Source organism: Actinopolyspora alba (genome assembly GCF_900112765.1).
GTDB classification, from domain to species: Bacteria; Actinomycetota; Actinomycetes; order Mycobacteriales; family Pseudonocardiaceae; genus Actinopolyspora; species Actinopolyspora alba.
In genome coordinates, this window is the sequence record NZ_FOMZ01000012.1 from 37789 (window position 1) to 49424 (window position 11636).

Consider the following 11636-nt stretch of genomic DNA (forward strand, 5'->3'; position numbering starts at 1 on the left):
GTCCAAAGCCGGTACTACCACCCCGCCCCGATGACTCGGGACGACGACATCGAGGCCGCATAAAGGCGGGGAAGCATGACCGACCTCGAGCATGAGGAATACGCCGACGGTGAAGTGGCTCGGCGACACCTTCGCCGAAAAGAGCTGCTGACAGCCGTACAGCAGGCCACTGCCGGGTTGCTGACCACGGTGGAGGCAATGGACGACGCTTCCGTACACGAGCCCAGTCTGCTGCCCGGTTGGAGCAGGGCACACGTGATCTCGCACCTGGCCCGCAACGCCGACGGGTGCGTCAACCTGCTGACGTGGGCACGCACCGGTGTCGAACACGCCATGTACGCCAGCAGACAGGACAGGGACGCCGACATCTCCGAGGGCAGCCTGCGAAACCACCGACTGCTGCTGGAGGACGTGGCGGCAGCCTCGGGGCGGCTGGCGGAGGCTTTCCGAACGCTCCCGGAACCGGCGTGGTACACCGAGGTGGAAGTAGCCCCGGGAAAGTCGATCCCCGCGCACCGGATACCACGGATCCGCCTGTTCGAGGTACGGGTGCACTCGGTGGATCTGAATCACGGCTTCGGATTCGACGACATACCGCGCGAGGAGATCGAATGGCTGCTCAACGACGCCGTCCGGCAGTTCGGCGGGCGCCCCGATGTCCCTCCGCTCTCCCTCGAGGTCGAGTTCACCGACGGGAGTAGCAGTGTGTGGCGGCTCGGCACCCCGAACTCACCGGAGCACCGGGTGCGGGGCACTCCGGGAGCTGCCCTGGGATGGCTGCTGGGCAGAACCGGCGCCCAGCAGCTGGCGGGGGACCCTCCCGAGTTGCCGCCGTGGCTGTGACCACCCACCGAGCGGGCCAACGGGTTCGGCCCGGCCGGAACCTCGGCGAACCGGGACGACGAAGCCCTACTAGGCTCACCGCCGTGGAGATCCAGGAACACTACACCGGACACGTGCAGCCGGGCGGTGCCGCCGCGCGGCGGAGGCTGGACGCACTGACCGTCACCAAGATTTCCGTAGGGCGGATGGACAACAACGCGTACCTGCTCACCTGCAGGCGCACCGGGGACGCGTTGCTGATCGACGCGGCCGACGATCCGGAGCGGTTGACCGACCTGCTCGGCCACGACGAGGACCGTCCGCGACTGCGCACCATCGTCACCACACACCGGCATCCGGACCACTGGCAAGCGCTCGGTTCCATCGCCGGTCAGACCGGTTCCTACACCGTGGCTCACCCTCTGGACTCGGAACCGCTTCCGGTCCCTCCCGACCGGGAGGTCGAACACGGCGAAACCATCCAGGTCGGCGAGTCCGCGCTGGAGGTCGTGCACCTGCGGGGACACACGCCTGGTTCGATCGCGCTGCTCTACCGCGACCCGGTGGGGCACCCACACCTGTTCACCGGGGACTCGTTGTTTCCCGGCGGGGTCGGCAAGACACGGACACCGGAGGACTTCCGCTCGCTGCTCGACGACGTGGAGAACCGGGTCTTCGGCGTTCTCACCGACGACACGTGGTTCTACCCCGGCCACGGTGACGACTCGACCCTGGGGAACGAGCGTCCGAAACTGTCCGAGTGGCGGGCACGCGGCTGGTGAGCACCGCTCGGCCGACGAGCCGACGGACGAGGCTCGCCCATCGCGGGTTCCGGCCGGCCGAGAACACCTCGACCGGCCGCGCTCCCGAACGGTCGCTCCCCGTCGAAACGTACCGGATCCGACGACACACCGACGCCGAGCGCGGCGGGCGAGGAACTGGTCCCGCACAGTGGGAACGTGCTCCGCGCCACCGTCATCGTGCTGAGCCTGTTGCTGGCCGCACCAGAGGTCCTGCCGTCACCGCGACCGACGGCGTCCCCGGGATCGGCAGCGGGTTGTAGGCAACCGAGTCCCCACTTACGGGTGATGCAGTACAACATCCATTCGGGCCGTGACTCCCAGGGGAGGCTGAATCCGCGACGGACGGCTTCGGTGATCGAGCGCTCGGGAGCCGAGGTGATAGCCCTGCAAGAAGTGGATGTGCACTGGTCACGGCGCAGCGCTTGGCGCGACCAGGCGAGGGGGCTGGCGAGCAGGCTGGGGATGCGCGCGTTCTTCGCGCCGATCTACACTCTTCCCCCGCCACGACCGGGGTATCCGAAACGACGGTTCGGCCTGGCGGTACTGAGCGAACACCCCGTGCTCGCCGCGACCAACCACCGGATGACCAGGCGGAACACTCAACACTCCTCCGAGACCACCGTCAGGCTGCCGGGATTTCCCGAAGTGGTCGTGGACATCAACGGAACCGCCGTGCACGTTTACGCGGCTCATCTGGACTACCGAGAACGCCCTCGAACGCGACGGATCCAGGTGAGGGAGATCGCGACCGCCCTGGATCGGGACGATCCGGGTACGCCCCGACTGCTGCTCGGGGATCTCAACGCTACCTCGCGAGCACCGGAACTGGCTCCGCTCTGGAAGCGTCTTCGCGACACGACGGGACACACCGGCGCGCCGACCTACCCGGCGCGACGACCGCGGATGCGGCTCGACCACATAGCGGTGTCCGGGGAGACGGAGGTCGTTTGTTCGACGACGGTGGCCAGCACGGCCTCCGATCACCTTCCGGTGGTCGCGGAACTGCGAATCCCGAGCTGAAACAGTTCGGTTCTCCGCCCGGGTCACGGAGTCCACGACACCTCTCGGGAACCCCCGTTCGTGTGACGTTCGGCGACGGATATCCCACCGCGACACGCTTTGGCGATCCTGTGCCTGCGTCGAATCCGCTGCAACAATCCGAGGGGACGGGACTTTTCGCCAGGTGTCCCCTCCACGTGCGAGATTTCGAGACCGCCACGCCGCAGCGAACCGGAGAACCGCCAACTTTCCCATCTTTCGAGGTCGGTACTGGTGTAGTCGTACCCGAACACCATTCCCGCTCCCCCATCAGAGGGCAAAGCATCATCCAATGGGGTGAGTTCCATACGGCCGGAGCCGCGCTCACCGAGCGCCACGGTGCTTACCGCGGCGGTCTCCGGCCCGTGAATCAACAACGCGTTTCGCGCGGGATCGTCACGGCGGGCGGATTCGACGACACGGTTCACTCCGGACAACTCCACGACCACTCGCGGCATCCACCACCAGTTCTCGCGGCGGAGCAACAGGCTGTCGACGAGCGCACGCGAGGGCGGGTACTTGCGCAGCTCCTGTTCGAGCAGCTGTTCGCCGAACAACGAACCCGACAGATCATCGATCACCCGAACAGGGCCGAAAGCCACTACGCCCCCCTGCCCCGTTCGCAGCGAACGTCCGTCCGTAACGGCGAAACCGACCTCGGTCGCCTCCGCCAACAGTCGAACGGTCGCACGATGGGAGTACGGCAGCGCCACACACGGCACCTCACCACGCAGCAACGGTGTCACGGCGATCCCATTAGGACGCCCCACCGAGTCCACCCAGCAGAGTTCGCCGGTCAGCGCCTTTCGCCACACTGAACGAATTTGCCGCAACGACTCTGTCCTTTCAACCTGGTGTGTGACCCCTGAATGGGAGATACTCTCCGTGGGTGGCTTATACCACGTTGTCGGACGCCGCAGCCACGCCGGAGGAGTGAGACATGCCCGCGATCGTTCCGGCCCTGGTGGTTCTGGGGATCTTCGCGCTCGGATACCGCTACTACTCGGCTTATCTGGCACGCCGCGTGTACGGTTTGGACCCCGAGTTCGTGACACCGGCCCACCAGAGGGGGGACGGAGTCGACTTCGTACCGACGAACAAGCACGTACTGTTCGGACACCACTTCACCTCGGTAGCGGGTGCCGCTCCGATCGTGGGACCGGCCATCGCGGTGTTCTGGGGATGGGGACCGGCACTGCTGTGGATCACTTTCGGAACCATCTTCGCGGCGGGTGCACACGATTTCGGTTCACTGGTGGTCTCAGTACGGCACCGGGCCGAGAGCATCGGAACCCTGGCTCGTGACGTGATCAGCAGAAGAGCTCGCACACTGTTCCTGTTGATCATTTTCTTCCTGCTGACACTGGTCAACGCCGTGTTCGCCGTGGTCATCGCCAACCTGTTCGTGGCCAATCCGGCTGCCGTGCTGCCCGTGGTGCTACAGGTGCCACTGGCCATCGGGATCGGCCAGTACGTCTACCACACCAGGTCCTCGGCGTTCCTGCCATCGATCATCGGTGTGATCGTGTTGTATCTGACGATCCTGCTCGGCATGGCCTTTCCCGTCTCGCTGGATCCCCTAGCCGCCACGCTCGGGGCGGAGCCCAGGACGCTGTGGGTCGTCTTCCTGTTCGCCTACACCTTCGTCGCCTCGCGACTTCCGGTGTGGGTGTTGCTACAGCCCAGGGACTACATCAACTCGCACCAACTGTTCATCGGGCTCGCCGTGATCCTGCTGGGCGTCGTGGTCGGCTTCGACCGGATAGTCGCACCCGTGATCAACGACGTACCCGCCGACTCGCCGAGCTGGTTCCCGTTCCTGTTCGTGACCATCGCCTGCGGGGCGGTGTCGGGTTTCCACAGCCTGGTCTCCTCGGGCACGTCCTCCAAACAGCTGGGCAGGGAAACCGACGCCCGATACATCGGATACATGGGGGCCGTGGGAGAAGGATCGCTCGCGGTCGCCGCGGTGCTCGCGGTTACCGCGGGAGCGGTGGGCTCGACCGTCGAGTGGAACAATCTCTACGCCAGCTTCGCCACTGCCTCCGACGGGGCGACCCAGAACTTCGTACAGGGTGTGGCCGGATTCGCGAACAACCTGGGATTGCCGATCAGCGTCGGCTTGGTGTTCGCAACGATCATGGTGATCAGTTTCGCCGCCACCACGATGGACACGGGCGTACGGCTACAGCGTTACGTGGTGCAGGAGATCGGCGAGATCACCCGGGTTCGCCCGCTGGCACGCAACATGACACTGGCCAGCACGGTTGCCGTGGTCATCCCGCTGGCCATGGCATTAATGCCCGGCGGAGGCGAAAAGGGCTACACCTTCGGAGTTCTCTGGCAACTGTTCGGCACCACCAACCAGCTCACGGCTGGGCTCGCGCTGGCCGTGGTGGCGGTGTGGGTGACCAAGAACAGGCGAAATCCGCTGGCGGTGCTGCTGCCGCTGCTGTTCCTGCTGGTGATGACCACATGGGCGCTGGCGCTGAACCTCGTCGAGTTCGTCACGCAGGGTCAGTGGGTACTCGCCCCGCTGGACGTGATCATCTTCCTGCTGGCGGTGTGGCTGATCGTGGAAGCGGCAGTAGCGCTGCGCAGAGCTGTGCGCAGTCGCGGTGAAACCACCGATCCCCATCATTACGCCACGGAAAGCTGATGTGACGGGCTCCGACGGCAGGAATCCGTCACCCGCCCACCCCGCTGGGCGCCCGTGGGGACGCCCGCTCGGGACGGACTCGGCGCGCCGGGACGCCAGAACGGAATCGATTCGGCCGATCGGGTGTCGTTCCCTAGCACGGTTCTCCGGAGTGTCGTGAACGAGCCAAGGGGAAGCCACACCACCTGACCAGCATGTTCGCGACACACCCGGTTGGCGCGAAGTCACCCGATCCGACCGGCCAGGCTCCCGAACCGGGCGGCCGCCCTGTGATCAACTGTTGAACGCCGGAGGTGGCATCGATCACACTCCAATGATCGTGGGAACTCCACACACGCCCACCCCGACCGGTCGGACAACACCCGACCGCCGAAGACAGGAGCCGGTGTGCCCCGACGATCATCCGAGTCCACCCCTGTTTCCCGACCGCGGGAAACGAACGAACCAAGGGCCCGCCAACGCGCGGCGATACGTCCCGTGCTGTGGCGTGTGCATTTTCTCGGCGGACTACTGGCCGCCCCGATCTTGTTCGCCATGGCGATTACCGGGATTCTGTACGCCTGGAATCCGCAGCTGGAACACATGCTGCACCGGCAGGCCCTCAGCGCGACCGCCGAAGGCCCGGCACGACCACTGAGCGAACAGATCTCCTCGGCGCGCGAAACACGGCCCGAACTGCGATTATCCTCTGTGACCCCTGCCGCTCCGGCCACTCCGGCGGGCGAGGAGACAACGGCGGTGACCCTGGTACCGGAAACAGCCGAACAGAACAGGTTCGAAAAGCCGAAAGACGCGGTGACGGTCTACGTCGATCCGGCTTCGGCCGAAGTCACCGGTAGTATAACCGAATCGAACCGGCCGGACGAATGGCTGCGTAATCTGCATTCCAACTTCCGAATAGGGAAATTCGCGGAACCGATATCCGAACTGGCCGCGAGTTGGCTGCTGGTATCGATAGTCACCGGACTCGTGCTGTGGTGGCCCCGCCACAACCGGACTCTCGCCAGAAACTTTCTGTTCCGGAAGCCGGGACGCCCCCGGTGGCGTTCGCTGCACGGGCTCGTCGGAGTCGCCGCCGCCGCTGGGCTGGTGCTACTCATAGTCACCGGCCTGACCTGGACGACCTACGCGGGTTCCTGGGTCGACGTGGCACGAAGTCAGTTCGACTCGGACTCACCCGAGGTGTCCACGGTGTTGCACCCGACCACGGACAGCGGGGAGGCCGGTAGGTCCCTAGTAGACGAATCAGGCACGGCCGGGGTGACGACGGCCGGAGCGGACCGGGTGGCAACCGCGGCGCGGGAGGCGGGGCTGAACGGAGTCGTGGTACTCGAGCCGCCCGACTCCCCCGGACACGCGTGGAAAGCCGAGGAGGACGACAGCCGGTGGCCGGTGAACCCGACAGCACTGGCCGTGAACGGCGACACCGGTGAGATCGTCGACCGGGTGGAATGGGCGGAGTACCCGCCGCTGGCCAAGGCCACCTCGCTGGGGATCGACTTTCACCAGGCCCAGTTGTTCGGGCTGGCCACGCAGCTGCTGTTGACCGCGCTCGCGGTCGCGTTGCTGGTGCTGATCATCGCGGGCTATCGGGTCTGGTTGTTGCGCAGACCCTCCGGCTCACTCGGTGCGCCACCGCGCCTGGGATCAGTGGTGCGCAACGCCCCACTGCCGATACTGTTCGGATTCGCACCGCTCATGGTGCTGCTCCCCTTACTGGGCATCACACTGCTGGGATACCTGGCCGCCGAGCGAGCGGTGCGCGCGATCCGAACCAGCGGGAAGTAGCACCCTGCTCCGGGGCTGGTCGCGGGCGGTCGGGTCGGTCGTTCGGCCCGACCGTGGTTCCCGCCCACCGGGGGCGGGTATTCCGCCCGTCCGCGCCGCTCGCGCGCGACCGGTCCGGAGCAGTGCCGTTCGGGCGTCCTCCCGAGCGTGACAATGTGGCCCCGACACACTTCGGAGTCCGCGGCTGTGTCGAATCATCACATCGATCACGTCGAGATCCGCGGCTAGCCTGATCCGACATGACGACGGAGTTTCCGGAGCCTTCCACCGGTTTCGCCGATCTCCACGGCTCGACCGCGCTGGTCACCGGCGCGGGAAGCGGAATCGGGTTCGCCTGTGCGAAGCGACTGGCAGCGGCGGGCTGTCTGGTACACGTACTGGATCACGACGAACGGGCCGCGACGGCGGCCGCGAACAAGATCGACGGCCGGACACACGTACTGGACCTGCGGGAGGAGTCGGGAATCACACGATTGCCGACCGAGGTGGACATCCTGGTCAACAACGCCGGGATTCAGCACGTGGCGCCGATACAGGATTTCCCCACCGACGTTTTCACACAGATCCAGCGGGTCATGGTAACCGCCCCCTTCCTGCTGATGCGCCACTGCCTGCCGCACATGCACGAGCGGGGATGGGGGCGCATCGTCAACATCTCCAGCGTCCACGGAGTGCGGGCCAGTGCGGGCAAGTCGGCGTACGTGGCCGCCAAGCACGCGTTGGAAGGTCTGAGCAAAGTGGCCGCGCTGGAAGGCGGTCCGCACGGTGTCACCAGCAACTGTGTCGATCCCGGCTACGTGCGAACCCCGTTGTTGGAAGGCCAGCTCACCGCCCAGGCACGCGAGAACGGCATCCCCGAGCACGAGGTGGCCGACCGGGTCTTCCTGCGACACAGCGCGATCAAAAGGCTCATCGAGCCGGACGAGGTAGCCACAGTGGTCGGTTGGCTCTGCGGGCCGGGATCCGACTACCTCACCGGCGCCTCGATACCGATCGACGGAGCGTGGACCGCGCGGTGAGCCCCATCCGGCTCCGGTTCCGCCGCACCACGTACCGATTCCCGTCCCCCCCCGGGCAACCCGGGGTATCCGCACAACTCGTGTCCCGGCACAACAGGAGTGAGACATGAACGTGACACGATCCGATTCGCCCTCCGGAACCTCACTGGCCCGGATCGTCGGATCGAGCATGATCGGCACCACTGTCGAGTGGTACGACTTCTTCCTGTACGGCTCGGCAGCCGCGTTGGTGTTCAACACGGCTTTCTTCCCCACCGAGGACAAGCTGATCGGTACGCTGCTGGCGTTCTCCAGCTTCGCGATCGGCTTCGTGTTCCGCCCGCTGGGTGGCCTGGTGTTCGGTCACTTCGGCGACCGGCTGGGACGCAAGAAGCTGCTGGTGCTGAGTCTGTTGCTGATGGGGGGTGCCACCTTCGCGGTGGGGCTGCTTCCCACTTTCGGGGCGATAGGCGTCGCGGCCCCCATCCTGCTGACCCTGCTGCGGGTGGTGCAGGGATTCGCCCTGGGCGGTGAATGGGGCGGAGCGGTGCTCATCGTGTCCGAGCACACCGACAGCGCACGACGCGGCTTCTGGGCCTCCTGGCCGCAAGCGGGTGTACCGACCGGCAACCTGCTTGCCACCGCGGTGCTGGCCGTGCTGTCAGCGGTGCAGTCGGATGAAGCCTTCGAGACGTGGGGTTGGCGCATCCCGTTCCTGCTCTCGGGACTGCTGGTGCTGGTTGGGCTGTGGATCCGACTGTCGGTCAGCGAGTCGCCGGTGTTCCTGGAGGCCGCCGACAAGGCGCAGCGGCGAAGCATCCCCGAGCAACCGCCCATCGTTCGGGTGCTGCGCGAGCAGTGGCGGGAGGTGCTGATCGCCTCGGGGGCACGCTTCGTCGAGAACGTCTGCTACTACGTGATCACGGCATTCGTGCTGACCTACATAACCGAACAGTTGGAGCTGTCCGAATCGATCGCGCTCAACGCGGTCCTGGTCGCCTCGGTGGTGCATTTCGTGGTCATCCCGATCTGGGGTGCGCTGTCCGATCGGTACGGCCGCAGAGGGATCTATCTGATCGGTGCCGTGGGAACCGGTTTCTGGATCTTCGCGTTCTTCCCGCTGCTCGGAACCGGGTCGTTCGCCCTGATCGCACTCGGGGTGACGGGCGGGCTGATCCTGCACGCGGCCATGTACGGTCCGCAGGCCGCTTTCATGTCCGAGCTGTTCGGCACCCGCGTCAGGTACTCGGGCGCCTCGATCGGCTACCAGCTGGCATCCGTGATAGCGGGCGGGCTGGCTCCCACGGTCGCCACCGGCCTGCTGGCCGCCTTCGACAGCTGGGTACCGATCGCGATCTATGTGGCCCTGGGCGCGGCAGTGACCTCCGTGGCCATTCTGTTCGCCACCGAGACGCGGGGAAGCTCGCTGCACACCGAGAGCACGCCGGAAACCGAAATCGCACGTTAAAGGACGGGGGAGCGGCGATGTCAGCGGGGAGCTCGTACCAGCGGGACCAGGAAGCGGCGGCGGAAACCGAACCGCGTTCGTCCCTCGGTTGCCGCCGGGACTGCTCCGAGCCGATCATGACGAGCATGCTCACCTGCTCGGATTACCTACTGAACCTGTTCGAACTGCTCGCGGGCGACGGCACCAGTGAGCAGCTCGCACAGGTACCGGTGGAAGCGCGTACTCAGCTCCCCGCCCGGGATCTGCACCGCGTGGAGCGGGCGGGGAAGCTGGCGCTACGACTCCGCAACACCCTCGACGAACGGCGCCGCCACGAGTCGGAACTGGCCGCCCTGTTCGACACCGCGGGGGACCTGGCGCGGGTCCGGGACCCCGACGCGGTGTTGCGGGCGATCGTGCACCGCGCGCGGATGCTGCTGGGGAGTCACGTGGCTTATCTCAGTCTCAACGACTCCCGGGCGGGTACCACTTACATGCGGGTCACCGACGGGTGCGTCTCGGCACTGTTCCAGCAGGTACGGCTCGGGATGGGAGAAGGTCTGGGCGGACTCGTGGCCCAGACCGCCCGGCCCTATGCCACTCCCTCCTACTTCGAGGACGAGCGGTTCACGCACACCGACGACATCGACCGCGCCGTCGGTGACGAACGGCTCGTGGCCATCCTGGGGGTTCCGCTGTCGGTGGGTGGCTCGGTGATCGGAGTGCTCTACGCCGCGGACCGGTCGACACGCGACTACTCGCACGACGAGATCGCGCTGCTGTCCTCACTGGCCGACCACGCCGCTATCGCCATCGACAACTCACGACTGCTGGAGGAGACGCGGCACGCGTTGGTGGAGCTCAACACCGCGCACGAGACCATCCGTGAGCACAACTCGGCGATGCGACGTGCCGAACGAGCCCACGACCGCCTCACGGATCTGGTACTGCGCGGCGGAAGCCTGGAGGACATCGCGGAAGCCGTGGCAGACGTGCTCGGGGGCGGTATCGTGGTGCACGACGAGGACGGCACCGAGCTGGCGTGCGCCGCGACGGACTCGTTGCCGTGGCCCGGCCGGGCGGTGCGGCAGTCCCGCAACAGCGGAAGATCGGTGCCGTGGCGGACGAACCTGGTGTGCGCGGCGCTGGCCGGTCCCGAGCTGCTCGGCAGTCTGACACTGGTGGGCTGTCACGAACCCGCCGATGCCGATCGGCGGTTGTTCGAACGCGCGGGTGTGGTTACCGCACTGGTGCTGTTGCTCCGACGCAGAACCGCCGAGGCGGAGGAACGCGTGCGGGGAGAGCTGATCACCGAGCTGCTCGGCGCGGGGGAACGCGCGCGCGGTGGCCTGTCGGCCAGAGCGAGACGGGTCGGCTTCGATCCCGAGGGCAGCAAAGTGGTTCTGGTCTCTCGCTGCGGAAACGCGGATCGCGAGCGGCTGGCTTCCACGGCCTCGCGCTATGTCGGGCAGCACAGCGGGCTCGCGGGTACCCATGGCGACCATCTGGTTCTCGTGCTTCCCGGTACGGATGCGGGAAGCGCGGCCCAGCACGCCGCCCGAGCGCTCGGCACGGGCACGGCACGTCCGGTCACGGTGGGCGGTTCCGGACCTGTGGAGGGGCTGGATGGAATCGCGGGCAAGTACGAGGAAGCGTGCCGCTGCCTGGAAGCACTGCTCGCGCTGGGCCGCGCGGGCGATGGGGCGGCCCTGGCGGAGTTGGGATTCCTGGGGGTTTTGCTGGGGGACCGTGGTGATCTCTCCGGTTACGTACGTCGAACCGTCGGGGCGGTACTGGACTACGACTCCCGCAAAGGCACCGATCTGGTGAAAACGCTGCGAAGCTACTTCGAGCACGATACCGGTCTCAGTAGAACGGCTCGAGCGCTGCACGTGCACGTGAACACGGTCGCCCAACGGCTGGAGCGGGTATCAGCGCTGCTCGGGCCGGACTGGCGGTCTCCCGAACGCGGCCTGGAGATTCAGCTGGCGCTGCGGTTGCATCGGCTCTCCGGCGGCGAGAGGTAGGACTCCTACCCTGCCGCGGCAACCGGCCCTGCCGCGGCAACCGGCCCTGTCGCG

General features: G+C 66.5%; 9 protein-coding genes. 8 read left to right on the forward strand and 1 reads right to left on the reverse strand.

Going from position 1 to position 11636, the window contains the following annotated elements; genetic code table 11:
* The first annotated feature begins 75 nt into the window (after positions 1–75).
* The 3 genes from BM150_RS17855 to BM150_RS17865 all read left to right on the forward strand — a co-directional run bounded on the left by BM150_RS17855 (position 76) and on the right by BM150_RS17865 (position 2645).
* Positions 76–843 (forward strand): maleylpyruvate isomerase family mycothiol-dependent enzyme, encoded by a 768-nt coding sequence (locus BM150_RS17855; protein WP_092928461.1) that lies wholly within the window; start codon positions 76–78, stop codon positions 841–843.
* A gap of 83 nt (positions 844–926) precedes the next feature.
* Positions 927–1604 (forward strand): MBL fold metallo-hydrolase, encoded by a 678-nt coding sequence (locus BM150_RS17860; RefSeq protein WP_092928462.1) that lies wholly within the window; start codon positions 927–929, stop codon positions 1602–1604.
* 306 nt (positions 1605–1910) lie between these two features.
* On the forward strand, positions 1911–2645 hold the full coding sequence (locus BM150_RS17865; RefSeq protein WP_092928463.1) for an endonuclease/exonuclease/phosphatase family protein: 735 nt from the start codon (positions 1911–1913) through the stop codon (positions 2643–2645).
* A 23-nt stretch (positions 2646–2668) separates the two neighbouring features.
* Here the strand turns inward: BM150_RS17865 and BM150_RS17870 are convergent, their stop codons facing one another.
* Positions 2669–3478 carry a hypothetical protein gene (locus tag BM150_RS17870; RefSeq protein ID WP_217641733.1) on the reverse strand — a complete coding sequence of 270 codons (810 nt, stop codon included), beginning with the start codon at positions 3476–3478 and terminating at the stop codon, positions 2669–2671.
* Between the two features lie 125 nt (positions 3479–3603).
* Between BM150_RS17870 and BM150_RS17875 the strand changes: the two genes are divergently transcribed.
* From BM150_RS17875 to BM150_RS17895, 5 genes are all read left to right on the forward strand, one after another.
* A complete protein-coding gene (locus tag BM150_RS17875; RefSeq protein WP_092928465.1) occupies positions 3604–5322 on the forward strand; it encodes a carbon starvation CstA family protein in 1719 nt (572 codons plus the stop codon).
* A 489-nt stretch (positions 5323–5811) separates the two neighbouring features.
* On the forward strand, positions 5812–7110 hold the full coding sequence (locus BM150_RS17880; RefSeq protein WP_281243729.1) for a PepSY-associated TM helix domain-containing protein: 1299 nt from the start codon (positions 5812–5814) through the stop codon (positions 7108–7110).
* Positions 7111–7349: 239 nt separating this feature from the next.
* Positions 7350–8129: a 3-hydroxybutyrate dehydrogenase gene (locus tag BM150_RS17885; RefSeq protein WP_092928467.1), complete on the forward strand. Its 780-nt coding sequence runs from the start codon at positions 7350–7352 to the stop codon at positions 8127–8129.
* Positions 8130–8235: 106 nt separating this feature from the next.
* A complete protein-coding gene (locus tag BM150_RS17890) occupies positions 8236–9576 on the forward strand; it encodes an MFS transporter (RefSeq protein ID WP_092928468.1) in 1341 nt (446 codons plus the stop codon).
* A 116-nt stretch (positions 9577–9692) separates the two neighbouring features.
* The gene (locus BM150_RS17895) at positions 9693–11582 is read left to right on the forward strand and encodes a helix-turn-helix domain-containing protein (RefSeq protein WP_092928556.1); all 1890 of its coding nucleotides are present in this window, start codon (positions 9693–9695) and stop codon (positions 11580–11582) included.
* The last annotated feature ends 54 nt before the right edge of the window (positions 11583–11636 follow it).

What these genes read in the sequence shown, in the direction of transcription:
- BM150_RS17855 (WP_092928461.1), top strand. Translation starts at nt 76, where the DNA reads ATGACCGACCTCGAGCATGAGGAATACGCCGACGGTGAAGTGGCTCGG.
- BM150_RS17865 (WP_092928463.1), top strand. Translation starts at nt 1,911, where the DNA reads ATGCAGTACAACATCCATTCGGGCCGTGACTCCCAGGGGAGGCTGAAT.
- BM150_RS17875 (WP_092928465.1), top strand. Translation starts at nt 3,604, where the DNA reads ATGCCCGCGATCGTTCCGGCCCTGGTGGTTCTGGGGATCTTCGCGCTC.
- BM150_RS17885 (WP_092928467.1), top strand. Translation starts at nt 7,350, where the DNA reads ATGACGACGGAGTTTCCGGAGCCTTCCACCGGTTTCGCCGATCTCCAC.
- BM150_RS17890 (WP_092928468.1), top strand. Translation starts at nt 8,236, where the DNA reads ATGAACGTGACACGATCCGATTCGCCCTCCGGAACCTCACTGGCCCGG.
- BM150_RS17895 (WP_092928556.1), top strand. Translation starts at nt 9,693, where the DNA reads ATGACGAGCATGCTCACCTGCTCGGATTACCTACTGAACCTGTTCGAA.